The following is a 24,142-nucleotide window of genomic DNA, read 5'->3' as shown; positions in this document are numbered from 1 at the left end:
ACATAACCAGTGCAGGCACGGCGACACCCTTTCCATTGCGCCTTCGGCTCCATTCCAAGGGTGCGCATGCTGCAAGCGTTCACACGCCGCTTCTACATTGGCTCTCTGGTCTCGTTTTTTAGTGCCTGAAACTTCGCTATCGCCTCTTTCCTGCTTTCTTTCAGATCAACGATCGGCCTTGGGTACCCGCCGGGTATAACGCCGCCTTTAGACGGATCGTGTATGCGCTTGTTATCGAGCTTTGCCAGCTCCGGCACCCACTCACGGATAAACTCACCCTTCGGATCAAAACGCTCGCTCTGGGTAACCGGGTTGAACACGCGGAAGTAAGGCGCTGAATCTGTGCCGGTGGATGCGCTCCATTGCCAGCCGCCGTTGTTGGAGGCCAGAAAGCCGTCCACCAGTTTCGACATGAAGTAAGCCTCTCCCAGTCGCCAGTCGATAAACAGGTTTTTGGTCAGGAACATCGCCGTAACCATTCTTAGCCGGTTGTGCATCCAGCCGGTCTGGTTAAGTTGGCGCATGGCAGCGTCAACCAAGGGGATGCCGGTGTTGCCTGATTTCCACGCCTCAAAATGTTGACTCGGATCGTTCCATTGCAGCCTTTCGGTTTCCGGTTTGTAAGCGCGGTGCATGCTCACTCGCGGATAGTGATACAGAATATTAATGTAGAAATCCCGCCAGGCAATTTCGTTTACCCAAGTGAATAGGCCCTCCTGATTGCCGCCCATGCCTTGCGTTTGTCGCGCTGCGATCAGGCACTGGCGGCCGGATATCACGCCATTGGCCAGGTAAGGGGAGAGCTGGCTGGTGCCATCTAAGGCAGGAAAATCTCTTTGTTCTTTGTAGGCGCCACCGTCCTCATTAAGAAAGCGCTCCAGCTGATCGTGTGCAGCATCTTCTCCGATGTCTACCAGGGCGGGAGGCGCATCCTCAAAGCCTTCCGGAATGTTCGTTATGCGTTCCGGCTGTATGGCCTCACCCTGGGCTTCAGGAACCGGATAAAGCGTTGGTTGGTTGTCGTCAATCCAGGTGCGCCAGCGGCGTGAGAAGGGGGTGAATACGGAGTAAGGCTCGTGTTGGCCCGTCAGTATTTCGCCCACCGGTGCCACGGTCTGGTCGCGGTACTTGCGCGTCGCGATACCCAGTTCGTCAAAGCGGTGCTTTACCGCCTTGTCGCGCTTGCGTTCGTTGATGCCATACTCTTCATTGAAGTGGAGTTGGCCGATGCCATGCTCCCGGCAATGGGTTTCAAGCGCTGTAATGCTGTCGCTGAAGCGATCAGCCTCTATAAAAGAAAGCGGTATGCCGAGCTTGGCCAGTTCCTCAGCCAGTGTGTTCGCGTGGGCGACAACAAAATGAACCCGAGCAGGCGACCAATCGTGTTCCTGCCATTGTGCCGGGGTAAGAATGAAGCAAGCACGAGTGCCTGCACGAGCTCCCGTTTTGCCGGATTCTTTGCAGGCGGCGGTAAGGGCGGGGTTATCGGCGATTCGCAGGTCGTTTCTGAACCATACCAGTTGCGTCATGGGTTATTCCGTATCGGGTGCCGGCTTTGAGTGTAGTGGTAATTACATCGCACTGCGGCAATAAAATCACGTAGTTAGATATTCGCCCGGGGTCACTGATTGGATTATAGTTGTCTCAACTTTCCCAGCCGTATTCGTAAGGGATTTACAGGGTTTATGGACAATGAAACTGAAAACCGGCGTGACGGTAATTGGGCCCAGCCTTATGAGCTCGCCTCCGGCCAAACTCAGCATCACAAACTGGGGCATGTGCGGCTGTGGGTCACCCTGCTGGACAAAGAGTGGCAGGTTCGCTCCGAAACCCGTGCGCCAGAAACCGACCCTGTGGGCTGGACGGAATCCATAGACCATCAGCGGCCACTGGCAAGTGTGTCCTTGCAACGGTTTATTCGAGAAGGAGACTCGTCAACAGTCACCTTCATACCGGCCGTGGCTAATCTTCCGACGGTGATTCGTCCTTTTCATCCGCTAACCATCCCTGGCGGCGCGCGGTGCACGATTTACGTGGGAACGGTTATCTGGATGAAAGTCTGTGCCGGGCAGGATCAGACCCTTCTCACGGAGGTTCCTTTGGCGGTGCCATCGTTTACCTGGGTGGGGCGAAACACCATGGAAGGCGAGCTGTGCTATTCGTCGGCGAGCTTTGGCCGTTTAGTGCTTGAGGCAGTGCCGAAGCGATCATGGCGCGCCGTAACTCCGGTCACGATTATTAACCGTAGGGCTGAGCCCTTGCTGCTGGAGCGCTTCAACCTGCCTACACCGCTACTGTCACTGCATCAGAATGGGCGCGGGGAGTTGTGGACGCCGGGCGTGGTTGTAGAAGTGGCAACCGATATGAATTCAGCAAGCCTACATGTGGATGAAGGCTTGCTGGTTGCTGCCGGCCCCTGCCAGCAAGTGGCGCCAGCCCGGGAAAAGACCTCCAGAGGCCGCTTGGTGCGAGCCATCGACCGGGTATTTGGTTAATGCCGATTTTGCGGAGTAACAATTGTGGTTGAAGAGCTGAAAACAGATGCAGTGCAGGGGTTTACTGGTATTGCATGGGGGCAGTGGGTCAGTTCTGGGTTTTTGCTGATACTAGGCTTGATTCTCGCATCGCTGGCGGCACGCAGCGTATCGCGGGTGATGGCAAAGCGCAGCTCCCGGCACCATACCGTTATGGTTCGCCGGTTGGTGTTTTACGTCATCTTTTTGCTGTTTGGTGTAGCGGCGCTTCGCGAGGCTGGTTTTTCACTGGATGTGGTGTTGGGCGCGGCCGGTATTCTTACCGTTGCCATCGGTTTCGCATCGCAGACATCCGCGTCGAATATGATCAGCGGGCTATTCCTGCTTGTTGAAAAACCCTTTGAAATCGGCGACTTCATTGAAGTGGAAACCATTATGGGGGAAGTCGTAGGTATTGATATGCTCAGTGTAAAGCTGCGCACAAGAGATAACCTTTATGTGCGTATCCCCAACGAAACGCTAATTAAGACTCCGGTCGTTAACCGTTCGCGATTTCCCATACGCAGGATCGACCTTCAGGTAGGGATTGCCTATGCTGAAGATGCAGAGAAGGTAGAAACTTTGCTATTGGCGCTGGCAGAAAATGATCCAGCCTGCTTGGAGGAGCCCAAAGCGTTTGTGTTGGTCACCGCGTTTGGCCCATCCTCGGTGGAGCTGCAATTTTCTTTTTGGGTGCCAAAAGACAAAGTGCTTGAGGGCAAAAGCGGCATGCTCGTTGCCATCAAGAAAACCCTAGATAGGGAAGGTGTAGAAATACCCTTCCCACACACCAGTATATACGCTGGCAGTCATTCTGAGCCCTTCCGTGTACAACTGATGGGGCCGGAACAAGCCATTGAAAAGGAAAGGTTTGATGTCCAAAAAGACAGCTGAGGTTATTAACACGGAAGCGCCGATACCGGCTGAGAACAAGGTAAGCCTGGGTTGGCGGGAGTGGATAGCGCTGCCGGAGCTGGATATTAAGCGCATTAAGGCAAAAGTGGATACGGGTGCCCGTACCTCTTGTTTACACACGTTTCGAACGGAGCCATACACACAAGACGGCGAGCGCCGGGTGCGTTTTTGGGTTCATCCGGTTCAGAATGATATGCATCAGGTGGTGGAGTGTGATGCCAAAGTTCTTGATGAGCGCGATGTATCGGATTCCGGTGGCCACAAAGAATTACGGCTGATGGTTGAGACCACTCTAGTGCTTGGTGACCAGAGCTGGCCTATCGAAATGACACTAACAAACCGCGATTCCATGCAGTTCCGTATGCTGCTTGGGCGCACCGCGATGGCGGGCCGCGCGATTATTCACCCCGAAGCATCCTATCTCGCCGGAGAGCCGGCTTTTAAAGCCTGAAAAATGAAAATTGCAGTTTTATCCCGCAACCGGCACTTGTACTCAACCCGCCGACTGGTGGAAGAAGGGGTTAACCGTGGCCATGAAGTGAAGGTGATTGATTGCCTGCACTGTTCCATGAACATTACTTCGGCCAATCCCCGTATCCATTACCACGAGGACGTGCTGGAAAATTTTGACGTTGTGATTCCTCGTATCGGGGCCTCCGTTACCTTTTACGGCACGGCGGTGTTGCGTCAGTTTGAAATGATGGGCACGTTCCCGGTAAACGAATCAGTGGCCATCACCCGCTCCCGTGACAAGCTGCGCTCTTTGCAGTTACTTGCCCGCAAGGGTGTGGGCATGCCGGTAACAGGCTTTGCCAACAAGCCAGATAACGTGCCCGAACTGCTGAAAATGGTGGGTGGTGCACCGGTGGTTATCAAGCTTCTCCAGGGTACCCAAGGCATTGGTGTGGTGCTGGCGGAAACCCGCACAGCCGCAGAGAGCGTGATTGAGGCTTTCATGGGCCTCAAGGCCGACATTCTAGTGCAGGAGTTCATCAAAGAAGCCGGTGGCGCGGACATTCGCTGCTTCGTAATTGGCGACAAAGTGATCGCCGCCATGAAGCGCCAAGGTGCTGAAGGTGAGTTTCGCTCCAATCTACACCGGGGTGGAACCGCTTCGCTGATACGTATTACGCCAGAAGAACGCCGCACCGCGATTACGGCCGCCAAGGCCATGGGGCTGAACGTGGCGGGTGTTGACCTGTTGCGCTCAAGCCGCGGGCCTCTGGTGATGGAAGTAAACTCATCGCCCGGCTTGGAAGGTATTGAGAACGCCACGGGCAAAAACGTCGCTGGCATGATCCTTAATTGGATTGAGAAAAACCATGCGCCTTGGCGCACAAAAACCAAAGGCAGAGGTTAATCGATGGCGCGAGCGCCCTTTGAAATGGCCGGCGTGCAAGTTCAGCCCGGCACCCGGCAAACCATAGAAATTACCGTGGCGAAGCTGTATACCCATACGCCCTTGACCATACCCGTGGAAATTGTGCACGGGCGCCGAGATGGCCCGGTATTGATGGTTTGTGGCGCGATACACGGCGATGAAATCAGCGGCGTAGAAATTGTCCGCCGCGTACTGATTAACTCGGCGCTTCGCCATGTGCGCGGCACATTAGTAGCCGTGCCCATTGTGAATATCTTCGGTTTTTTGCAGCGCACCCGTTATTTGCCAGACAGGCGGGACCTTAACCGTTGTTTTCCCGGCACCGAATCCGGCTCGCTGGGCGGGCGAATTGCTTACCTGCTGCGCACCCAGATTATGGAGCAGGTAAGTCATATTATTGATTTACACACGGGTGCCATTAACCGCTTCAACCTGCCGCAGATACGTGCAGAACTGAAGAGCCCAGATACCACGCGAATGGCCGAAGCCTTTGGGGCGCCGGTTATTATTAATGCCGGCTTACGTGATGGCAGCCTGCGCGCCTATGCAGATTCTCAAGGCATTCCCGTTATCACCTATGAGGGTGGTGAAGCGCTGCGCTTTGACGATGTTGTTATCGGCAGCGGCGTAAAAGGCGTGATGCGCGTTATGCGCGAATTGGAAATGTTGCCGCCACTGAAAGGCCGTAAAAACCCGAAAAAGCGCTCGGAAATTGCTGCCAATTCCCAGTGGGTGAGGGCGGATATAGACGGCATTATGCGGCCCGTTGCCAAGCTCGGCCAAAAAGTGCGCAAAGGCCAAAAACTGGCTATGGTGGCTGATCCTTTTGGCGCGTCCGAAACAGCCATTACCTCGCCCTGTTCCGGTATCGTGATTTGTGTGAACAACCTACCCTTAGTAAATGAGGGAGAGGCGATTTATCACATCGCACGATTTGATGAATTGAACGAAGCAGAAAAAGCCATGGATTACTTCCGTAGCACCTTTGATGCTGAAGCGACCGAAGCCTCTGTGCCCGTGCACCCTTGGGATGACCCTGAAAAATAATCTACAGGAGCCGTCATGATCTGGGATCAAACATTCGTTGAGCTGGCGCCCCTGCCACGAGGGTTTCACTTAGTAACTAATGAAATCCTCGCCCAAGCGCCGGACATGAGCAACTGCGAAGTAGGGCTGCTGCATCTGTTTATTCAGCACACCTCGGCTTCGCTGGCGGTGAATGAAAATGCCGACCCAGATGTGCGCGGCGATCTGGAACGCCACTTTAATGTGATGGTGCCAGAACGCGCACCGCACTATGAGCATATTATGGAAGGCCCAGACGACATGCCGGCGCATATCAAAAACATCCTGATTGGCCCTTCACTCACACTGCCCGTGAATCACGGGCGCCTGGCGCTTGGGAATTGGCAGGGGTTATATCTCTGTGAGCATAGGGATAAAGCCGATGGCCGCCGGATCGTTGCAACGTTGCAGGGGCGTTGGTGAGAGATCCCGCATGGCCGCCAGCTTTCCGATGTCCAGAGTGTGATGCAGGTCCGGTACTAGTGCCAGAACGTGAAAGCGGCACTCTATTGGCTTGACGTAACGTTTACTGAGGATGGTCGTCATCCCGAACAATAAATAAAACTCGACCCCTCAGGTGACTCGTATGACAATAATAAGCGTTAGAAAGTCAGCTCTATCCGTTTTTGCAGCAACGGCTGTGCTGTTTTCAATGTCTGCTTTCAGTTTTAACCCGCCGACAGATCCCAGCCCCGATCCAGACCCCAATCCTTGCCAAACAGACTGTGGGTTCACTCGGGGGCCGAACCCTTCCGAGTCGTACCTTGAGGCATCAAGCGGCCCTTATTCCGTGCAGACAATCGACGTTTCCCGATCTGCAAGTGGGTTTGGTGGCGGCACGATTCATTATCCAGCGGGCACCACCGGCGAGATGGGTGCGATTGCGATAGTTCCGGGGTTTCTGGCGCCGGAATCCTCCATTCAATGGTGGGGGCCTCGGTGGCATCCCACGGCTTTGTCGTTTTTACGATCAGTACGAACTCAGTATTTGATCAGCCCGGTAGCCGGTCATCGCAGCTTGAGAGCGCGTTGGACTATGTAATTACGCGAAGCAATTCGCCCACGAGCGCCATTTTTGGAATGGTTGATAGCTCCCGGGTGGGCGCTATGGGGTGGTCGATGGGTGGTGGGGGTGCGCTCCGGCTTGCCTCCGGCGGGCGGTTGAGTGCGGCTATTCCTCTGGCACCGTGGAATACTGGCAGCAACAGTTTTAACCAGATCGACACCCCCCACCCTGATCTTCGCCTGCGAGAATGACGGCACTGCACCCGTGGGTCAGCACGCCTCGCCCTTTTACAATCGCATCCCCGGCACCACCGCAAAGGCCTTTTTTGAGATCAACAATGGCCAGCATTCCTGCGCCAATGGCGGTGGTAGCAACGGCGGATTGCTGGGCAAGTACGGTGTGTCCTGGATGAAGCTCCATATCGATAAAGACAATCGGTATAACCAGTTCCTGTGTGGGCCGAACCATGCCGCAGATTCCGCTATTTCTGAATATCGTGGAACCTGCCCGTATTAAATATCGGTTCGTCTGTAAGCTAGCGTGTATCACCCGGGCTGAATAAGCCTAGGTGATTTCGCATTATGAGCAGTTAACGGTGAACGACACAGGTTGATACAGCGGGTCAAACATGAGCGGCCACATAAACCAGCAGTCTGCCCTTGCGGCGACACCGAAACTCTATATTTGGAACGGTGAAATGCTGTTTCTGGGAATCTTCAGCGTTCCCCATCGCGCCCACAGAGTTGTTCAGGAAAAACTCATCGTCTGTCTTGAGGGTACGCTATCGCTTTACTGCCCGGGAGGTAAGTGTATCGTCGCCCGCAGCTGCCTTCTACAAACCGGGGTCTATCTGGATACCACCCAGATCGATGTGGGACAGGCGGTGGTGGCGGTGTACTATTTTCAGCCCTTCTCTCAAGACTACCCCGCACTGGCGAGCGTCATGCAGCATGCTTTTGCTGGTGTGTCCTTCGGCCATCCTTTGGAAGAATCGTTAATTGAGTGTCTGCTGTCGCTTCGCGACGGGAAGCCGATGCCGCCAAAAGAGACCTACACAACGCTGCGTGAGGTTTTGGTGCCTCCTGACTTGGGCGCCAGAACTTACAGAGAGTTTGACCATCGGGTTTTGAGTGTGACGCAGACGATTCGGGGCGCCGTCAGTGAGAACCACACGTTAAGTGATCTGGCCGCCAGCGTTCACCTCTCGGACTCTCGACTGATGAAACTGTTTAAAGACCAGGTAGGGCTGCCGGTGACACAATATCGTTTGCGATACCGGGTATTTATTAGCGTGGTCCTACTGGCGCTTGGCTACTCGGTAACCGAAGCTGCGCTGATCGCCGGATTTTCAAATTCAGCACATTTTTCGCGGTCTTTTAGCGCCATCAACGGGATGCCACCGTCCGCCACATTCATGAAGCCTCCGTTTCTGGAAACATTTATTGACGACGATCTTCAAACACTCGTGGAATCAATGACCGATAGGCAGCCTACACCATGACACAACCAACTCCGCCCAAACGTATTGGCATCATTTTGGGCATTGTCGCTCTCGCCATTCTGCTTGTACTCGCGGTTGCCAATTTTTTGAAGCCAGCTCCAGAGCCAAACAGCGCAGCGGTGGCAACTGAACCGAGCCCCAGCACCCAGAATAACACTGACAAAGCGGGAACCGTTGCTGCCATCTGGCAATGGCACACACCTGCAGACGCTGCGGCAGAACGCGACCCGTTAAACAACATGGACACGATTCCGTTCAGTGCCGACGCACTCTACGAGGCGCTTCAGAACGTCAGAATCGACAAGAATGGAGATGTGGTTCTGGATAATGAAGCACTGGAAGCGCTTAATCGCACCCTGCAATACGGTGAGGTGGAGTTAAACAGACAGAATCTTGCGGACTTGCAGGAGCTCATCAAGGTGGGTGTGCCTGGAAAAGCGGGTGAACAAACCGCAGAAATCGTCGTTGATTACTACCGCTATCTGGAAGCGGAAGACGAATTCAACGCTTTGTACGAACAGCAAGGCTCGACGGCTGACCTGAGCAACGACGCGTATGCGCAGCAGTACGAAGAGTTAAAAGCACTTCGAACCTTATACCTTGGGCAGGAAGTAGCGGCCGAGCTGTTCGCCACTGCCGACGCCAGCGCATACTATATGTTTGAGGCACAACAACTGGAGGCGGACACCACGCTCAGTGCTGACGACAAAGCTGAACGGCAAAAAACGTTAAACGATCGATTAACCGATGCGACTGTTCCCGTCGACAATTGGCGCCAACGCTACAGCGTTTTTCTGGCCGACAAACAGCGCATTGTGAATGCGGGCCTTGCTGACCAGGAGAAAAAGGCGCAGGTCGAGAGGCTGATGAAGCAGCATTTCAACCCTGACGAACTCGCCAAAGTCCGGTACCTGCAGTTGGATAGTTTCTGACCTTTTCTATGATCAAAAGCAGCCGCAATAGGATTAAGAGCTTGGTGCTGGCGGCCATTGTGTTTGCGGCCGCCCTTGGAATCATAGCCGCGACTCTGCCCGAAAAACGGGCATTGGGAGGCAGTGATCAGGATTGGGTTCAGCCTGACGAAGTCACACGCAGGCACCCGGTGCCAATATCAAACCATCAGTGGGGGTTTGATTACCAGCCCGTTGAAGCTCTGGTGCAAGCGCTGGTGCCCGGTTCCGATAGTGATCTTGAGTTGACCAACTATACCGCTGAGGTGTTGGGCCGCATTGCCTCTGCACTGCCAGAGAACCTGACGCAAGCGGACATTCAGCGCATCGGGTTTTTAAGCCGGCAGGGTTTGCCTGGCTCTATTGCCAGTGGTGTTGCCGACGATCTAGCCAGCACGCTCACAGGGTTTCTCCGCTATCGACAGGCTGCACGCGCCCAAGAGCAGGCCGCTCATAATGGCAGTGGTCCGGCAGCGGCGCAGGCTCGCTTTGAACGATCGGTGAACCTGCAAAATCAGTATCTGGGTACTGCCGCCGCTCAACACTTGTTTGGCCAGCAGCGACGGTTGCAACAGTATCTGATCGCGCGACAGGCCATTCAGGCCAATCATGATCTGACTGCAGCCCAGCGCCAAGAAGCGCTTGGTCGCGCCAGTGAGCAGTTTCGATCGGGCACTGACTTGGAGAATACACCGTGACTGCGCTCCTCGCTGGCTGGCAGCGACTTTTCCTGGCGCTACTGTCCGGGGTACTGGTCGCCATTCCTTTTCTCTACCCAGCGCATTACTGGATCACCTGGGTTGCGTTTGTTCCCCTCCTTTTGGCTATTGAGCAGGTCAGTCTGCGGGCCTCCTATGGTCTTGGCTTAGCCAGCGGCCTGATCTTCAGTATGATCGCAGGCTATTGGATCACCGATTTTCTGGTGATCGCCAAAGGTTACGGCATGGCGCCAAGCCTCCTGCTGGGCGGCGTTTTATGGCTTTTCTCCGCCCAGATTACCGCTCTGATTGCGGTCGCTCTCAATGGGCTTAGACGATGGAGCAAGCGTTACCTTTCCGTACACGATTTCGTGTTGTTCCCGCTGGTGGTGGCGACAACGTATGGCGTGATGCCCATGCTGTTTCCGTTCCATCCGGCAGATACTCAAAGCCGATTCTTGAGTGCGCTTCAGGCCATCGAGTTCACCCGGCTCTACGGCCTCGATGCCTTGATTGCCTTGGTCAATATCATGGTGTACAGGGGGCTGTCTGGGCAATTCAGGCGCTCATCAATTGCATCGACGAATAGGCCAACGTCACTGTCGATAAGGACGGTATGGATGCCCTGGGGACTGTCATCGTTCATCGTGGTGTCGTGGTTCGTGTACGGCGCTGTAGTCACGCGGGCTTGGGATGAGCAACTCGCAAGCTGGGCGACGGTTACCGTGGGCATTGTCCAGCCAAATGAAGCGCCTTCCCTTGCCAGGCCCGCGCTCTTTCCGGGATACAGCCTCGCTTATCCGCCGGAGATGGCGATGACAGAACGACTGGCCCAAGCTGGCGCCGAACTGGTTGTCTGGCTCGAAACCCGCTACAAGGGCTACTTCGATCGGCCCCACGTGCAACATGCCTATGCGGCTCGGCTGGCTGAGGCTGGCGTAGCGCTATTGTTTCAGGATGCAGAGCAGGTGGCGCATCGGAAACCAGGGCAGGCAAACCGGCACTCCGACCAGTACAACTCCGCGGTGATGGTACAAAATGATGGTCAGGCGCTCGCCCATTACCGGAAAATGAAAACCATGCCGTTTGGCGAGTCGGTGCCTTTGGCCGAAACCTTTCCAATTCTAAAATCTGCAACGAACAGCGTATTGGCGGGCTTTACCACATCGCTCCAGCGGGGCACGGAGCACGCGGCCTTCAACCTGGGAGCCCTCACTGTAATCCCTCTGATCTGTTATGAAACGCTGTTCCCCGGCTTTGTTCAGGCAGCAGTGCCGCCGCAAACCCAGGGTACCGTTTTAATTGGCCTTTCAAGCAACGGCTGGTTTGGCGATACCGTGCAACCCTACCAACATGTGAATGCGAGCATTCTGCGCGCCGTTGAAAACCGACTGCCTTTCGTTCACGTGATGAACAACGGCCCGTCGGTGGTGGTGCTGCCGAATGGCCGCGTTGTATTCCAGTCACAATTTCGGGAGGCCGGCGGCTATTTGGTGGATGTGCCGTATCTGGCGCCCAGCTCATAACCTATGGAAAACTCGATTGAAGAAACGAAGCCTGTGTTCTTGGCCGATACACTAGCGTTTAAAAGGCTCGACTCCTTCATAAAGCTCGGCGACAAGGTTGTCCGGCCAGGCGCTGTTTCTGTGCCCGGACAGCTTCCGTCAGAAAATCCATCAATGCATGAATCCTCACTACGCCTCGCAGGTCTGGATGCATTAGAAACCACAGTCCGTATTCCAGTTCGGGGATAGGGTCGGTGAGCTGGATTATGTCCGAGTCTTCGTCCGCCAAATAGCACGGCAACACAGCCAGCCCCATGCCAGAGCGAATAGCGCTGAGTATGCTCACCAGGGTATCAACGCGGTAAATACAGGCCGCTTTCAGCTCGTTGCTATCCATCCACTGATCCAACGCTAAATCCTGTAGTCGTGGCCCTGCACCAATCCAAGGCTGGCTGGCAAGTGTCTCGATGGAAGCACCCGGGGTTAGGCCGAGGCTTCTGTGTCCGTAGACAGCCTGGCCAATGGTGGCCAGCGGTCGGCCAATCAGGTTTTCAGGGGGGCGGTTGGACGGACGAATGGCGACGTCCGCTTCCCTGCGCGTCAGGTTGAACAGCTGGTTGGAGATGGCAACATCCAGCACGATGCTTGGATATTTATGCCGGAATTGTGTGAATAGAGGTGTCAGCAGTCCCATCAGCAAAGAGTCAGTTGTGGTAGTCCAGATTTCTCCGGTGGGCTCCAGGTCGCGACCAGCGACTTTACGCTCGGCAGCCAAGGCGGCCTCATCCATAATCCTGGCCGTGTCGGCGAGTTCTTCCCCCGCAAGAGTTGGCCGATAGCCGGTACGGCTCCTCTCAAAGAGCGTAACGCCCAGCCGCTGTTCGATATCACCCAGCCGCCGGAAAACAGTGGCGTGACTTACATCTAAGGCGCGAGAGGCGCCAGACAGCGAGCCTGCGGTCACAACGGCAAGGATGGTCTCAAAGTCATTCCACGCCAAATGACTCCGTGTTTTCTGCGTAGTGGGAGAGGGCTGCTTACTCAACCTCACTGTTCGTTTTTGCAAAGTTCGCACTCACTTTTATGGAATAGCTTGCAGTATAGAACAGGACTAGCATGCAAATGAACCCATGAGATAACTAATGCCCCTGTGGTCAGGGGTGACGTTATGGAGGTCAGAGGCATGATGGTTTCAGATGAAGAGCAGTACTTTCAGGGCAGGGGCCCGTTAATTTGCAGGGAAGACGGTGAAGTGAAAGAAAGGAGTGTCGATGATTCGCTCGAGGGATCCATCCCGCTTAGATATCAGAATGGGCAAGGAGGCATTGATCTTGAGCAGGTGAGGCGCGATCAGCTTCAGGCGAGGCGACAGGTTGTCCGGGCGATGATAAGGCGCCTGGAAAAACTACTGCGTCGACGCTGAGGGATGGTAGGCGCGAATGCGCTCTATGCAGCCGGGTTGGGTTTCACAGCCATCGACGCACGCTAGCCTTGTACGACTCGAACTCCTTGCCAAATAGCTCTGAGAGCGCGTGTTCTTCTGGCGCTATTTGAAAGTGATTCATGTAGAGCACGAAGCCTACCGCCGCGAGCAGGCCCCAAGCCGAAGACAGAAAGAGCGCCCACGCGACCAAGACTAATAAGATCCCCAGATACATGGGGTTTCGGGTGACCCGGTATATGCCTGTACTGACCAACGCGGAGGCTTTTTCTGGCCTAGAGGGGTTAATCGTCGTTCGCGCGAGCCGAAACGATATGACACCTGCGACGCTGAAAGCGACGCCCATTAAGAGGATTGCGAGAGACACCGACAATCGGAGGCCAGAGGGCATAGCTACCTGTGGGGCAAACCAAGAGATGCCCCAAATGATAACTGCGGCAGCTACCGCGATCACGGGAGGAGGAACTTTAGCTTCGAGGGACATTTTCACCACCTTGTTGCTTAAGACTCGGGATTTGTAGGGCCGTCAGCTGCAACTACCGTTTCTTCCAAACCCAACTCTGGGGGTATGGCGCGTATGGTTACACACCGATCTTAACCTCTTGAATCAAGGCGGCCAAGTCCGGCGCAATTGGCATTCGCCAGCTCGGCTACAACGTAGGGAGCTACTCGCTTTGAAAAAGCACGCTGCATAAAAAACTCCTCCTAGGGGGATAACGTTGAAATAGGCGGCGGCGCGATAGGAACGCCCGGCGACCGACGGGCCGGGAACGTACTGTAGCGATTAGTTAAGCCTCACGTGCGCCATCCAAGTAAACCCTTTGAATATACTCACATGCGGCGTTCATATTTGGAAGAACCACTGAGGCTAAAGAGAAATCGTGATGCCTGGACATTTCGGTAGGAATAGCGAGGCATTTAATGCCGGCCACCGCTGCTGCGCGAAGTCCATGCTCCGTATCCTCGATCGCAATGCAATCTTCTGGTTGCAGGGAAAGGCGTTCAAGAGCCAGCAGGTAGCAATCTGGTTCAGGTTTGCTTCTGAGCACATCGTCTCCTGAAACAGTAAGACTAAATAGCGATTCGAACTCGTTGGCACGAAGCGTTACACCCACGCCATTGGCGCTCGCTCCGGTGACAACGCCGAGTTTTAAACCTAGTTGATGGAAAGACGAAATTGTTTGGGCAACGCCCGGCATCAAAGGAAAAGATTGCTGCTTCAGATACCGCACGGTTTCAAGGTTCTTCGCTTCCACAAGAACGACTGCATCGGTCGGGATGCCAAACCGACTGACCAAATCAGATGCATTCGCGGGGGTCGGAACGCCAGCATATAAGTCCTTGTATAGTTGATCCGACAGCTGAACCCCGTATGTACTAAGAACCGCATTCCAGAGCTCTAGGTGAACTGGTTCTGAGTTGACAAGTGTTCCGTCGTGATCGAAGAGTACAGCCTGGATGGACAATTTGCGGAGGATCCTATGTGGGGTTTAACGCGAAGCGCGCCCGTGTGACGCGTATTGTTATGCATTTTCCAGCAGTTTGGCCAGATCTCGAGTGCTTAGTGGGTTACCAACCCAAACAGCCACTTTTCTCGCGCCAGCACTTAAACATAGTTCCTTAAACAGCCGCGCTTCAATTTCGCTGAGACCACCGTCAACCATTTCCTCTGGATGGACAACAACCCTTACGGATTTGGGTATGAGGCTTTTGCCTACCATTGACGAAATGGCGTCTTTTAGACAACGTTCCGCAATGGAAAATTGACCAACCAGAAGCCTCTGTGTTGTAAACGCTTCGGAAGGAGTAAACACCTGCTCGCGACTGGGATCAGATACCGAGGATATCTTGAAAAGGTCTCGAGAGACTTTAACGTAGAGCTCGACTGTGAATGCCTTCTTCAATGTTCACATCCTTATGCATAACGCGGAGCACAGCGGTGGCCATAGGCCGCGCACTGCTGCGAATTGTTAATTGCCAATGGGTACTCCCGGCTCCAACGCCGGTTGTTGTGCGGCTGATTGTTAAGTCTTTATGCGTACGGTATCCTGTACATGGTCGACATATTGTACAGGAGCAACCTATGGATGCAATTAGCTACACAGCCGCCAGAACCAATTTAGCCAAAACCATGGATCAGGTCTGTGAAGACCGTTCACCAATCATTATTACCCGGAGCAAATCGCAATCCGTGGTAATGATCTCGCTTGAAGACTACGAAGCGCTGCAGGAGACCGCCTACCTTCTGCGTGCACCGAAGAATGCCCGCCGATTGTTGGAATCCGTTGCCGAATTGGAGCAAGGCGGCGGACAGGAAAAGGAACTTCTTGAATGAAACGCATCTTCTCCGAGAATGCCTGGGAAGATTATCTGCATTGGCAAAAAACCGAAAAAAAGGTTCTCAACCGAATCAACAAGTTGATTAAGGAAACCAAGCGCGAACCGTTCGAAGGTATTGGTAAACCAGAGCCCCTAAAGCATAGTCTGGCTGGCTACTGGTCTCGCCGAATCAATGAAGAAGATCGCATGGTCTACAAGGTCACAGATGACGCTCTGCTTATCGTTCAGCTCCGGTATCATTACTGATTTAATAACGCTTGCACTTGCTCGAAATTAAACGGTTCAAACTAACACCAGATTCAGCAGCTTGAATCGCAAGTGACACCCAGCGGCGGCCGAAGGGTGAGGGCGTGCACGCTGATGAGCCACGCGCAGACTCTTAGGTAAGAGAAAGGCGTAGCTCACGTAAAAACCTATTGTGTCAGTATGCGCCCATGTAATCACGCTTGCCGATGGCTATGCCGTTGTGGCGCAAGATGGCGTAGGCGGTGGTGACGTGAAAGAAGAACTGAGGTAAACCGTAGCTGGCCAGATAGGCTTCGCCGCTCAGCTTCCTTTCTTTCGGCGTACCTGGCCGCAGGAGGATCTCGCTATGCTCTTTGCTTTCAAATTGCGCCGGGTTCGCGCTGTCCAGAAAAGCCAAGGTCTGCGTCAACAGAGCGTCAAGCTCAGCGAAGGTCGTCTGATTGCTCTCGACAGTTGGCACCTCGACACCCGCGAGCCGCGCAGTGATACCGCGTGAAAAATCAGCAGCAACTTGCACCTGCTTTATCAGGGGAAACATGTCTGGAGACAGACGAGCCTGTAGCAGAGCGTCTGGCTCTATGCCTTTGGCTGCAGCATGCTCGCCTGTCTTCACGAGTATGGCTTGCAAGGCCGTCAGCATTTGCTTTAGGACAGGAACGGAGTACGTGTACATCGGACTGTTCATGGAGCTTTCCAGTGGGTATGTGAGGTCTCAAGCGTATTAGGCCGCGCATTTTGTTATTACGCCACTTAACTACGCCCAATTTTGAATCAACTAATGAATGTATGTTAAAAAACAGCAACTTGCAAAGCGAGCTTAGAAAATCGAATGAACTCAAACTCGTCTGCGAGCACGTTCGCCATATGCCTGATGTGCGCAGGCGTGATATCGCAACAGCCACCGACAACCGTTGCGCCATTGGCCAGCCACTGCTGCACATGCGCAATATAAGCCGCCGGAGTAAGATCCTCCCGAGCTTCCAGCGCATCCACCGAACCACCCTTTGCCAAGGTTTCTACGGACTTAAAGGCGTTGGCATAACCGCCAGTGCATGAATACATACCGACAAGTGCGGGCATGGCAGCAGTCATCAACTCGGGATCGCAGCAATTCAGCATCACCGCGGTGGGCGCGTAACAAGTAACAGCAGCTACCGCTTCGGCCAGAGTCTCACCAGATTTAAGCTTGCCATTCGCCTCTAATCTAAACGCGATGCCGTAGGGTTTGCCCAAATCACTGGCGGCGGCGCAGGCGGCCCGCGCTTCCAGAGTGTTTGTCATGGTTTCGATCAGGAATACATCGGCAGAGCCCTGCAGCCTTGCCAGCAGGGCGTACTCATCCCGTAAATCCTCAAAAGAGCGTGGCGGTTTGCCCTGATAGCTCGCAGCTAAAGGCGGCAAGCACCCTGCAATATCCACCTCCGCACCGGTGGTTTCAATTGCCCGCCTCAGTGCATCAAAAGCCTGCTGATGAATTGTCGCCAACTGCTCCAACATGTCCTGCTTGCGCAAGCGGCTCGGTGTCGCCGTGTAGGTGTTCAGCGTCAAAGTTTTTGCCCCGGCGCGGATAAAATCCGCATGCACGGCCGTTACCACCTCGGGTTGCTCTTGCATCACTGCAACAGACCACAGCGGCGAGCTTACATTGCGTGCACGCCGGTAAATTTCCTGGCCCAGGCCACCATCAAGAAGCACCACAGATTGCATCTTACCGACACGCCTCCATTATCGCCCCGTAGATTTGATTGACGTTGGCCATCGGGCTAGCCGCAGCCACACGGGAACCCTGTACACCGACGTTTGGTTTTGCAAGATAGCCTCCACCGAAGCTGATAGCTGCATGCGCGAGTTCGACATCCTTGAAAAACACAATTGCAGATTCTTTGGGCTGGAACAACCACTTGTGCGCAGACACTGCTACTGAATCAGCCGCCTCAATACCTTCGAGCAAATGGGCATATTCGGAACTAAGGCGCAGCGGCCCCGCCCATGCGGCGTCAACATGTGTCCACTTGGCGCGCCCCGCAACAACTCAAGTGCGCGCTCATGGCCATCGGCTGCCATAAAACTCGTGTCATAATCGCTCACGCTGCCTCCAGACTAAATGCATAACACCCCAGCCCAGCATTGCTGCGGGCAGCAAGCATCCGACGCATCGGTGCAGAGTGTTGAGGGGGCTGGGGGTTAGATACCCCCGGCTACCCGATTAACTATCACTGCCACTGAAGCTTAAGATCTCTGTTTGAAGCTGCGCAATCCCTGAGGTACAGATTGATAAGACTTTGGTACGGGATTCCTTTCTGCTCCGACATTTGCTTGAAATACTGAACAGTGTCTTCGTCGAGACGGATCGTAACCTGCTTCTTCAGTTTCGCTGCGTAGGGGTTGGGCTTGGATTCTGAAAAGTCATAGTGATCACGCATAACGGAACCTCTCGTAAATTTGTCGCTCGTTCTTGTTGGCCTTCCTAGCAGAGATGATGCGCACAGATTCAGCTTCTCTGACGCAGTGACAGACAACAAGCAGCTTCGACCGAAGGCTGGACCCCAGCAGGAGAAAATGATCTTCTGCAATGCCGGAATGCTCCGGGTCGCTTAGCAGGCGACCGAATTCGTCTGTGAACACAGTCTTGGCCTCTTCGAACGAGACACCATGCTTGCTCAGATTGGAAGCGCTTTTTACGGTATCCCATTCAAATTTCAAGTGCTGCATAACTACACTATACCTACACTGTAATTACAGCGCCAGTGCCGCTTGAATAGTTAACTCTAAGCTTTGCGGTAATTTTGGAGCAGCAAAGCGGTGGAGAAATTGTCCGACAACAGCGACTGGTTAAATTGCTATCGTTCACCTTCCAGACCATGCCATATCCGGAGAATGATTATGGCACTGGCATGTACTGAATAGCGGACAACATACTTGCCAAAAACCATGTCGCGGACTGATTCAGGCACCGGAGCTAATTCAACTGGTACTCCCAATTTGGGGAATTCTGGAAGTAACTCAATTTTGCCAACAACTAGCTCTGCAGCTATCTTGGCTGCCACAGAACGGTTGTGGACTTCGATGAATTCCCTGAGGCGTTTCAGATCTTTAATGGCTTCATCCGTGTAAACCAGTTTCACTTACCTGACCTTGGCGCATCCTGCTCGTTATTGGTGCCCCAGCTATTGAGCCAACTATGGACCTCGCTGGCATCAACTACTTTCCCTTGGGCAGCAGATTCCATTGCCTCCAGCGTTTGATTCCAGCGCTCTTGCTCAAGCTGCTGCTTTTCTATGTATTCCGACAGTGCCTGATTGATCACCCAGCCTTTGCTCCGATGGAGCCGGCCAGCGATTGCTTCCAGGTGCTGCTCAACTTCTGCCTGTAGACGGACTGTAGTGACACTCATTTCTGTATCCTCAAACTCATTAACTACAACGTATTACATCATAGTCAATGAGAGAGCGCCAAAGAATTTAACGCTGAAATAAGCGGCACCCTGACAAGGGCGTCCGATGGAGGCCTAGAGGGCCGGAACGAACTTGATTGACGTGTTAAATGCATTTGAATGCGCATGCATATACGCATAAACTATATTAACGTCAGAAAATAGTTCTCTGCGGAGGCCAAAATGCACGAGCTCTACGATATAGCTTCTCCTAAAAAAGCAACGAATCTGTCCGTGAATAGCGACCTTCTTGCAAAAACACGAGCGCTGAACATCAATCTCTCGGCCACGCTAGAACGAGCATTGAGAGAAGAGCTGGCAAAATGCAAAGCAGCTCAATGGGCCGACGAGAACCGCGCCGCCATCATAAGTTACAACGAATTCGTTGAGCAGCATGGTTGCTTCGGCGACGAATTTAGGGAGTTTTGATGGTCCAATTCGACGTATATTCCAACCCTAGCAAAACCAGCAAATCGTTCTATCCCTACTTAGTCGACATTCAAAGCCCGCACTTATCTGAACTGGCAACGCGCATTGTTATTCCGCTTGGCAGACTCTCATCCTTCGGGAACCAAACGATGCAGGGCCTGACGCCAGAAGTCACCTTCGATGGCCAGAGACTTCTCTTGCTGACACCTCAAATTTCTTCAGTGCCCACCAAACAACTGAATAACGCCGCAGGCTCATTAGCCCACTATCGAGACCAGATAGTAGGTGCCCTGGACTTCGCGATCACCGGCATTTAACGTCAAGCTGAGCGGTGCCCGACTAGGGCATCCGGTGGGCGGCCTTCAGGCCGGGAACGTACTTGAATGGTTGGCTATGTGATTGCTGCACCTAGCACCTGTGTTGGTCGAAAACCTCACCAAATGAAAATCTTCAGCACGCAGAGGATCGAGAGAACCAGCAACAACCCAAGCCAACCCAGAAACCGCGTTACTCTGACTGGAAGCCTCTCATTCAAGTCCGGAAATAAAATCACCCCAAAAGACACTGCCGGCACAAATCCAAAAATTTGGCCTAGATATGTGGATGTTATCGCCAGTTTTGGAGGAACACACAGGTAGACCACCAGATAGGTCGCCATGATGACTGATGCGAATACGGCCTGAACCTCGTAGGCCTCCCCACGATTAAAAATCAAGTACAGAACGAGCAGTGCAACCGCCACGGTAATTTCAATCAATTATCACGCTCTCCATGCGTCAATCTCCTCATACGTACATAACGTGAAAGCTCAGTTGCTGCCGTGTAGCGAAGCAGCGGTCAACTGCAGCGCCGTGTGTACGCCCAGCATGGGCATGAACTAATGGGGCGGCCTCCCGCGAAGCCGCGTGATCTAACGGCCACCGCAAATGATGCGGTTGTGCAGTGAAAGTGCATGTTCTTATCTGGGGCGGTCCGACGTATCGGTGGAGGGTGTTGTGGGGGCTGGGGGTTAGATACCCCCGGCTACCCGATTAACCCCTGAGTGTCAGGCCCTCTTTGATAACCTCAGGATGGCGAAAAGCTATTTGAATAAGTGCTTTGGCAGCACCTGAAGGCTTGCGCCGACCTTGCTCCCATTCTTGCAAAGTACGAGCAGAGATATGCAATACGTCGGCAAACTGACGCTGTGAAAGCCCTGTTTTACTTCGGGCCTCGGCAACCTCGTTAGGCTCTACTTCGGTGATACGGGCTGCCTTACCCGCTTTCATCTCCTTCACGGACTGGAGCAGCTTATTGCCAAGTTCTTCAGCGCTGAGCGTCTCGGTTACTTTACTCATTTTCCAATACCTCGCGAATTGACTTCAGGATGTGAACAGGCATGTTCTCTCTGGCGGCTTTTTTGTAGATCACCAATAGCCAGATTTCTCCATTTGCCAATCGGGTGAAGTAGATAACACGTACCCCACCTCGCTTTCCTGTGCCTGCAGTAGACCACCGAACCTTCCTGCACCCGCCACTACCAGGAATCACATCGCCAACTTCCGGGTCAGCAGCAAGCCAGGCAAAGAAAGCGTTTCGCTCATCATCTGACCAAATTTTTCGGGCGTCTTCTTCAAATGTTGGGGTTTCGATGACTGTATACATGAATATAAATATACGTCAATGACGTAGTTTCGGCAAGGTGCATTGAAGGGTTAACGCCCGGCGGAGCCGTTTGTGTACGCCCAGCATGGGCATGAACTAATGGGGCGGCCTCCCGCGAAGCCGCGTGATCTAACGGCCACCGTAAATGATGCGGTTGTGCAGTGAAAGTGCATGTACTTATCTGGGCCGATCCGACGTATCGGTGCAGGGTGTTGTGGGGGCTGGGGGTTAGATACCCCCGGCTACCCGATTATGCCCTGTGCCCAATTTCTGACACCGAGTTCCATGGACGAATATTTTTTCAACTGGCCCTCAAGAGCCTCTTCCGCAATCTCTGTGTCGTAGGCTGCCTGAGTCCGCAGCCAATACCCATTAGACAAACCAAAGAAGCGGCACAGTCGCAGGTCAGTGTCTGCGGTTATCGAACGCTTACCCGCAATAATCTGGCCTATTCTCTGGGCAGGCACGCCAATTTCTTTAGCGAGGCGATATTGAGAAATGCCCATCGGCTCAAGAAACTCTTCTTTCAGTAACTCGCCTGGCGTTATGGGTTCAATGTTGCGCATGAATTACCCCCTAATGGTAATCAACAATTTCGACCTCTTCCGCACCGGCCTTGATCCAGCGGAAGCAAACCCGGAACTGCCTGTTGATTCGAATGCTGTGCTGACCTTGGCGGTCACCATGCAACGGCTCCAACATATTACCGGGCGGAACTTTAAGATCATCCAGCTTGCTTGCAGCCTGGAGTTGCCGAATTTTCCTCAAGGCAACGCGCTCGTAATTAACAAAGCGCCTGACGCGGCGACCGCTTGCCAACTTCTCGGTGTCCTTACACTTGAACGTTATGATCATGGGGTAATAATGACGCAACACACTAGTAACGTAAAGCGTTACTATCTGGAGAGCGGTCTCCGAAACGCCGGCCGGAAGTAAGCCGCTAGTAAAACTGGCACTGGGGTGTGTCGATGCACTGCCAGCTCTTCAGGACCCGCCGTCGCGTCCGGATGGCTTATTGGAGACAGTGGCGCAAGCCACGCACCAAAGTGAGAAATCTGATGAGGTTGGGTGTTCACGTGCAGTCGGCCGTGGCCTGTGGCATCACCAGTAAAGGTCCATGGCGCAGTTCCAAAACTCCGGGCATTCAACAGGCTCTGTCGAATGACTACCTGAAAGCCGAGGGATTGGTATCGCTGCGCGATGGGTGGATCAGGCTTCACCATTCCCGGTGAAACGCCCTGTGCGGAACCGTCGGTCCGACGCATCGGTGCAGGGTGTTGTGGGGGCTGAGGGTTAGATACCCTCGGCTACCCGATTAACGAAGCTCTCAAATCCCGTTCACATTATCAGAGGTTGGAATTTCTCGGATCAAGAACTCTTCCAGAGCCGCGGCCTCAAATGACGTGGTTCGAGGGACACCAATTATGAACACATATCGCGGCTGAACATTCCAACCATCGTGCTTTAGTTTACAATTTTTCTCGGGGCCGTATCTGGTGTATGCGTTCAATCTCGCACTAACCGAGCTCTTCATTGATGACTTCCCGATATAGATCAAGGTGCCATCACTATCGAGAAATGCATATACTCCAGCCTGGCCGTTACTCGGCCAAGTTTGGTTCCATTCGCGTTCAGCACCTACCGTGCCGCCTTCTTGCTCCGGAAACAAATCGTACAGAGGGCCTAATGTGAAGGCCTCTAAGTCAGGGTGCCGATAATTTGCACAGTATTCAGCAATCTTATCTTTTAGGTCTTCCAATGTTCCGATCATATGAAGCTCGTTAACGCTGAGCGCACCGGTGGCCTTTACAGAGCGAAGCGGCGTAAAGGGCATCCGAGTGGCGCGTATTGTGTACGCCCAGCATGGGCATGAGCTAATGGGGTGAAAGTCCCCTGTGGAAAGATCACCGTTCAGCCGGTTTTACCGATTGAACGCTAACCACTAGCGAATGGCAAGGGCCAACCCGCGAGGCGCGGTCTGGAGGAAGCCGCTAGCAAAGCTGCGAGCTGATGAACAAGAACATCATATGAGGCGTAGGCCGGAGGCGAGTTGGCACAAGACGACGAAGCCACGTGATCTGACGGCCACCGTAAATGATGCAGTTGTGCAGTGAAAGTTCATGTTCTTATCTGGGGCGGTCCGACGCATCGGGATCTGCTCAACGAGCGATCGGTCAATTACCAGTCAGGACACTGGTCGATCAAGCCTGGGCGCACCCGTTGCCATCGGCGGTTGCGAGCGAACGAGGTGGACACCGATAGCGCCGATGGGGGCAATCCCGCCGGTGATTGAGCAGAAGTCAGCAGACGGCATAGTAGCCAAACGCCCATCGTAATGGTTGGGACACGGTGAAGGCCTGAACACTTAGTTGAATAAAGGAGGAGCCATGACAGACTTGAACACACGAACACCGTCCGGTGATGACGTGATTCAGCGTATGGATATGAAGCCAGCCTTTAGCGAAGATCTACTCGGACAAGCGTTGCAACCTGAAAACCTTCAGGCGGCATGGAAACGCGTTCGAGCCAATAAAGGGGCGGCTGGCATCGACGGGATGACCGTTGATGAGTTCCCCTCTTGGGCAAGGTGTGGCCGTTGGAAAGAGGTCGTTGAGGAACTGGAAACAGGTCTCTATTATCCCTTTCCGGTCAGACGTGTTGAAATAGATAAACCTGATGGCGGCAAACGCCAATTAGGGATACCCACGGTCACTGATCGTGTTATTCAGCAAGCCATTGCCCAAATACTAACTCCCATCTTCGATCCAGACTTCTCGAACAATAGCTTCGGGTTCCGTCCAAATCGTAATGGGCAGCAAGCGGTTAAGCAGGTTCAAGGCATCATCAAAACGGGTCGCCGTTTTTCTGTTGATGTTGATCTGTCTAAGTTCTTTGATCGAGTTAACCATGATTTACTGATGACGTACCTTGGCTACAAAGTGAAGGATAAACGGCTTCTTAAATTGATTAAGCGTTATCTCCGAGCTGGGGTTATCGATAACCAGCTCTATAGTGAAAGTCATGAGAGTGTTCCTCAAGGTGGGATATGAAAAGCTTTTCATATGCCACCTTATG

The 24,142-nt window shown here is 53.5% G+C and carries 34 protein-coding genes and 1 pseudogene; 16 read left to right on the top strand and 19 right to left on the bottom strand.

Features of this window, described 5'->3' with window-relative positions; translation table 11 throughout:
* Window positions 1-92 precede the first annotated feature (92 nt).
* On the bottom strand, window positions 93-1,529 hold the full coding sequence (phrB, locus tag CPH80_RS10630; RefSeq protein WP_096277639.1) for a deoxyribodipyrimidine photo-lyase: 1,437 nt from the start codon (window positions 1,527-1,529) through the stop codon (window positions 93-95).
* Between the two features lie 156 nt (window positions 1,530-1,685).
* Here phrB and CPH80_RS10625 point away from each other — a divergent pair, with 156 nt between their 5' ends.
* From CPH80_RS10625 to CPH80_RS10600, 6 genes are read left to right on the top strand one after another with little or no spacing between them, the layout of a single operon-like run.
* Window positions 1,686-2,495 carry a hypothetical protein gene (locus tag CPH80_RS10625; RefSeq protein ID WP_096277637.1) on the top strand — a complete coding sequence of 270 codons (810 nt, stop codon included), beginning with the start codon at window positions 1,686-1,688 and terminating at the stop codon, window positions 2,493-2,495.
* 24 nt (window positions 2,496-2,519) lie between these two features.
* Window positions 2,520-3,407, top strand: a complete 888-nt coding sequence (locus CPH80_RS10620; protein WP_172898595.1) for a mechanosensitive ion channel family protein — start codon at window positions 2,520-2,522, stop codon at window positions 3,405-3,407.
* On the top strand, window positions 3,388-3,879 hold the full coding sequence (locus CPH80_RS10615) for an ATP-dependent zinc protease (protein WP_096277635.1): 492 nt from the start codon (window positions 3,388-3,390) through the stop codon (window positions 3,877-3,879). The genes CPH80_RS10620 and CPH80_RS10615 overlap by 20 nt, the downstream gene beginning before the upstream one ends.
* Before the next feature lie 3 nt (window positions 3,880-3,882).
* Window positions 3,883-4,788, top strand: a complete 906-nt coding sequence (gene rimK / locus CPH80_RS10610; RefSeq protein ID WP_096277633.1) for a 30S ribosomal protein S6--L-glutamate ligase — start codon at window positions 3,883-3,885, stop codon at window positions 4,786-4,788.
* A 3-nt stretch (window positions 4,789-4,791) separates the two neighbouring features.
* Window positions 4,792-5,856 carry a succinylglutamate desuccinylase/aspartoacylase family protein gene (locus tag CPH80_RS10605; protein ID WP_096277631.1) on the top strand — a complete coding sequence of 355 codons (1,065 nt, stop codon included), beginning with the start codon at window positions 4,792-4,794 and terminating at the stop codon, window positions 5,854-5,856.
* Window positions 5,857-5,871: 15 nt separating this feature from the next.
* Window positions 5,872-6,297, top strand: coding sequence for a secondary thiamine-phosphate synthase enzyme YjbQ (locus tag CPH80_RS10600; protein ID WP_096277629.1), 426 nt, complete (start codon window positions 5,872-5,874; stop codon window positions 6,295-6,297).
* A gap of 787 nt (window positions 6,298-7,084) precedes the next feature.
* Here the strand turns inward: CPH80_RS10600 and CPH80_RS21655 are convergent.
* Window positions 7,085-7,348: a hypothetical protein gene (locus CPH80_RS21655; RefSeq protein WP_157746888.1), complete on the bottom strand. Its 264-nt coding sequence runs from the start codon at window positions 7,346-7,348 to the stop codon at window positions 7,085-7,087.
* 229 nt (window positions 7,349-7,577) lie between these two features.
* On the opposite strand from CPH80_RS21655, the gene CPH80_RS10585 reads away from it, so the two are divergent.
* From CPH80_RS10585 to lnt, 4 genes are read left to right on the top strand one after another with little or no spacing between them, the layout of a single operon-like run.
* Complete coding sequence (locus CPH80_RS10585; protein WP_157746887.1) at window positions 7,578-8,381, top strand: helix-turn-helix domain-containing protein; 804 nt, start codon at window positions 7,578-7,580, stop codon at window positions 8,379-8,381.
* Window positions 8,378-9,313, top strand: coding sequence for a lipase secretion chaperone (locus CPH80_RS10580; protein ID WP_096277622.1), 936 nt, complete (start codon window positions 8,378-8,380; stop codon window positions 9,311-9,313). The genes CPH80_RS10585 and CPH80_RS10580 overlap by 4 nt, the downstream gene beginning before the upstream one ends.
* Window positions 9,314-9,321: 8 nt before the next feature.
* Window positions 9,322-10,029 carry a lipase secretion chaperone gene (locus tag CPH80_RS10575; protein WP_096277620.1) on the top strand — a complete coding sequence of 236 codons (708 nt, stop codon included), beginning with the start codon at window positions 9,322-9,324 and terminating at the stop codon, window positions 10,027-10,029.
* A complete protein-coding gene (lnt, locus tag CPH80_RS10570; RefSeq protein WP_096277618.1) occupies window positions 10,026-11,555 on the top strand; it encodes an apolipoprotein N-acyltransferase in 1,530 nt (509 codons plus the stop codon). The genes CPH80_RS10575 and lnt overlap by 4 nt, the downstream gene beginning before the upstream one ends.
* A 76-nt stretch (window positions 11,556-11,631) precedes the next feature.
* Here the strand turns inward: lnt and CPH80_RS10565 are convergent, their stop codons facing one another.
* Window positions 11,632-12,534, bottom strand: coding sequence for a LysR family transcriptional regulator (locus tag CPH80_RS10565; protein WP_227520441.1), 903 nt, complete (start codon window positions 12,532-12,534; stop codon window positions 11,632-11,634).
* Between the two features lie 183 nt (window positions 12,535-12,717).
* Between CPH80_RS10565 and CPH80_RS10560 the strand changes: the two genes are divergently transcribed.
* Window positions 12,718-12,957 (top strand): hypothetical protein, encoded by a 240-nt coding sequence (locus CPH80_RS10560; RefSeq protein WP_157746886.1) that lies wholly within the window; start codon window positions 12,718-12,720, stop codon window positions 12,955-12,957.
* A 43-nt stretch (window positions 12,958-13,000) separates the two neighbouring features.
* Here CPH80_RS10560 and CPH80_RS10555 read toward each other — a convergent pair whose 3' ends face one another.
* The 3 genes from CPH80_RS10555 to CPH80_RS10545 all read right to left on the bottom strand — a co-directional run bounded on the left by CPH80_RS10555 (window position 13,001) and on the right by CPH80_RS10545 (window position 14,879).
* Complete coding sequence (locus CPH80_RS10555) at window positions 13,001-13,366, bottom strand: methyltransferase family protein (protein ID WP_227520440.1); 366 nt, start codon at window positions 13,364-13,366, stop codon at window positions 13,001-13,003.
* A gap of 397 nt (window positions 13,367-13,763) precedes the next feature.
* Window positions 13,764-14,441 (bottom strand): HAD family hydrolase, encoded by a 678-nt coding sequence (locus CPH80_RS10550; protein WP_157746885.1) that lies wholly within the window; start codon window positions 14,439-14,441, stop codon window positions 13,764-13,766.
* A gap of 57 nt (window positions 14,442-14,498) precedes the next feature.
* Window positions 14,499-14,879, bottom strand: coding sequence for a hypothetical protein (locus CPH80_RS10545; RefSeq protein ID WP_096277608.1), 381 nt, complete (start codon window positions 14,877-14,879; stop codon window positions 14,499-14,501).
* A 179-nt stretch (window positions 14,880-15,058) separates the two neighbouring features.
* On the opposite strand from CPH80_RS10545, the gene CPH80_RS10540 reads away from it, so the two are divergent.
* Together CPH80_RS10540 and CPH80_RS10535 are read left to right on the top strand one after the other, a co-directional pair.
* Window positions 15,059-15,310, top strand: a complete 252-nt coding sequence (locus tag CPH80_RS10540; RefSeq protein WP_018402812.1) for a type II toxin-antitoxin system Phd/YefM family antitoxin — start codon at window positions 15,059-15,061, stop codon at window positions 15,308-15,310.
* Complete coding sequence (locus tag CPH80_RS10535) at window positions 15,307-15,561, top strand: Txe/YoeB family addiction module toxin (RefSeq protein WP_096277606.1); 255 nt, start codon at window positions 15,307-15,309, stop codon at window positions 15,559-15,561. The genes CPH80_RS10540 and CPH80_RS10535 overlap by 4 nt, the downstream gene beginning before the upstream one ends.
* 175 nt (window positions 15,562-15,736) lie before the next feature.
* On the opposite strand, the gene CPH80_RS10530 is transcribed toward CPH80_RS10535, so the two are convergent.
* The 7 genes and pseudogenes from CPH80_RS10530 to CPH80_RS10500 all read right to left on the bottom strand — a co-directional run bounded on the left by CPH80_RS10530 (window position 15,737) and on the right by CPH80_RS10500 (window position 18,955).
* Window positions 15,737-16,246, bottom strand: a complete 510-nt coding sequence (locus CPH80_RS10530; protein ID WP_096277604.1) for a DUF1993 family protein — start codon at window positions 16,244-16,246, stop codon at window positions 15,737-15,739.
* Between the two features lie 104 nt (window positions 16,247-16,350).
* A complete protein-coding gene (locus CPH80_RS10525; RefSeq protein WP_096277603.1) occupies window positions 16,351-17,268 on the bottom strand; it encodes a homocysteine S-methyltransferase family protein in 918 nt (305 codons plus the stop codon).
* A 1-nt stretch (window position 17,269) separates the two neighbouring features.
* A pseudogene (locus CPH80_RS10520) lies at window positions 17,270-17,563 on the bottom strand (pyridoxal-dependent decarboxylase); the annotation flags it as partial.
* A gap of 211 nt (window positions 17,564-17,774) precedes the next feature.
* Window positions 17,775-17,984 (bottom strand): BrnA antitoxin family protein, encoded by a 210-nt coding sequence (locus CPH80_RS10515; protein WP_096277599.1) that lies wholly within the window; start codon window positions 17,982-17,984, stop codon window positions 17,775-17,777.
* Complete coding sequence (locus CPH80_RS10510; protein ID WP_096277597.1) at window positions 17,977-18,273, bottom strand: BrnT family toxin; 297 nt, start codon at window positions 18,271-18,273, stop codon at window positions 17,977-17,979. The genes CPH80_RS10515 and CPH80_RS10510 overlap by 8 nt, the downstream gene beginning before the upstream one ends.
* A gap of 128 nt (window positions 18,274-18,401) precedes the next feature.
* Window positions 18,402-18,686 carry a type II toxin-antitoxin system RelE/ParE family toxin gene (locus tag CPH80_RS10505; RefSeq protein WP_096277595.1) on the bottom strand — a complete coding sequence of 95 codons (285 nt, stop codon included), beginning with the start codon at window positions 18,684-18,686 and terminating at the stop codon, window positions 18,402-18,404.
* A complete protein-coding gene (locus CPH80_RS10500; protein ID WP_096277593.1) occupies window positions 18,683-18,955 on the bottom strand; it encodes a CopG family ribbon-helix-helix protein in 273 nt (90 codons plus the stop codon). Before CPH80_RS10500 ends, CPH80_RS10505 begins: the two co-directional genes overlap by 4 nt.
* A 222-nt stretch (window positions 18,956-19,177) precedes the next feature.
* Between CPH80_RS10500 and CPH80_RS10495 the strand changes: the two genes are divergently transcribed.
* Together CPH80_RS10495 and CPH80_RS10490 are read left to right on the top strand one after the other, a co-directional pair.
* Window positions 19,178-19,423, top strand: a complete 246-nt coding sequence (locus CPH80_RS10495) for a type II toxin-antitoxin system CcdA family antitoxin (protein WP_096277591.1) — start codon at window positions 19,178-19,180, stop codon at window positions 19,421-19,423.
* Window positions 19,423-19,740 (top strand): CcdB family protein, encoded by a 318-nt coding sequence (locus tag CPH80_RS10490; RefSeq protein WP_096277589.1) that lies wholly within the window; start codon window positions 19,423-19,425, stop codon window positions 19,738-19,740. The genes CPH80_RS10495 and CPH80_RS10490 overlap by 1 nt, the downstream gene beginning before the upstream one ends.
* A gap of 116 nt (window positions 19,741-19,856) precedes the next feature.
* On the opposite strand, the gene CPH80_RS10485 is transcribed toward CPH80_RS10490, so the two are convergent.
* The 6 genes from CPH80_RS10485 to CPH80_RS10455 form a co-directional block, all read right to left on the bottom strand.
* The gene (locus tag CPH80_RS10485) at window positions 19,857-20,180 is read right to left on the bottom strand and encodes a hypothetical protein (RefSeq protein ID WP_096277587.1); all 324 of its coding nucleotides are present in this window, start codon (window positions 20,178-20,180) and stop codon (window positions 19,857-19,859) included.
* Window positions 20,181-20,454: 274 nt separating this feature from the next.
* Window positions 20,455-20,760: a helix-turn-helix domain-containing protein gene (locus CPH80_RS10480; RefSeq protein WP_096277585.1), complete on the bottom strand. Its 306-nt coding sequence runs from the start codon at window positions 20,758-20,760 to the stop codon at window positions 20,455-20,457.
* A complete protein-coding gene (locus tag CPH80_RS10475; protein ID WP_096277583.1) occupies window positions 20,753-21,067 on the bottom strand; it encodes a transcriptional regulator in 315 nt (104 codons plus the stop codon). The genes CPH80_RS10480 and CPH80_RS10475 overlap by 8 nt, the downstream gene beginning before the upstream one ends.
* A 242-nt stretch (window positions 21,068-21,309) precedes the next feature.
* Entirely contained in the window at window positions 21,310-21,633 is a 324-nt protein-coding gene (locus tag CPH80_RS10470; RefSeq protein WP_227520439.1) for a HigA family addiction module antitoxin, read from the bottom strand.
* A gap of 10 nt (window positions 21,634-21,643) precedes the next feature.
* A complete protein-coding gene (locus CPH80_RS10465; RefSeq protein ID WP_096277581.1) occupies window positions 21,644-21,922 on the bottom strand; it encodes a type II toxin-antitoxin system RelE/ParE family toxin in 279 nt (92 codons plus the stop codon).
* A gap of 472 nt (window positions 21,923-22,394) precedes the next feature.
* Window positions 22,395-22,838: a hypothetical protein gene (locus CPH80_RS10455; RefSeq protein WP_157746884.1), complete on the bottom strand. Its 444-nt coding sequence runs from the start codon at window positions 22,836-22,838 to the stop codon at window positions 22,395-22,397.
* Between the two features lie 616 nt (window positions 22,839-23,454).
* Between CPH80_RS10455 and CPH80_RS10450 the strand changes: the two genes are divergently transcribed.
* On the top strand, window positions 23,455-24,117 hold the full coding sequence (locus CPH80_RS10450; protein WP_227520438.1) for a reverse transcriptase domain-containing protein: 663 nt from the start codon (window positions 23,455-23,457) through the stop codon (window positions 24,115-24,117).
* Window positions 24,118-24,142 lie beyond the last annotated feature (25 nt).

The sequence above is a fragment of the Marinobacter sp. LV10R510-11A genome, assembly GCF_900215155.1.
Classification (GTDB): Bacteria; Pseudomonadota; Gammaproteobacteria; order Pseudomonadales; family Oleiphilaceae; genus Marinobacter.
The sequence above is the reverse complement of the archived record's forward strand: the minus strand, read 5'-3'. Positions and strand labels throughout refer to the sequence as shown.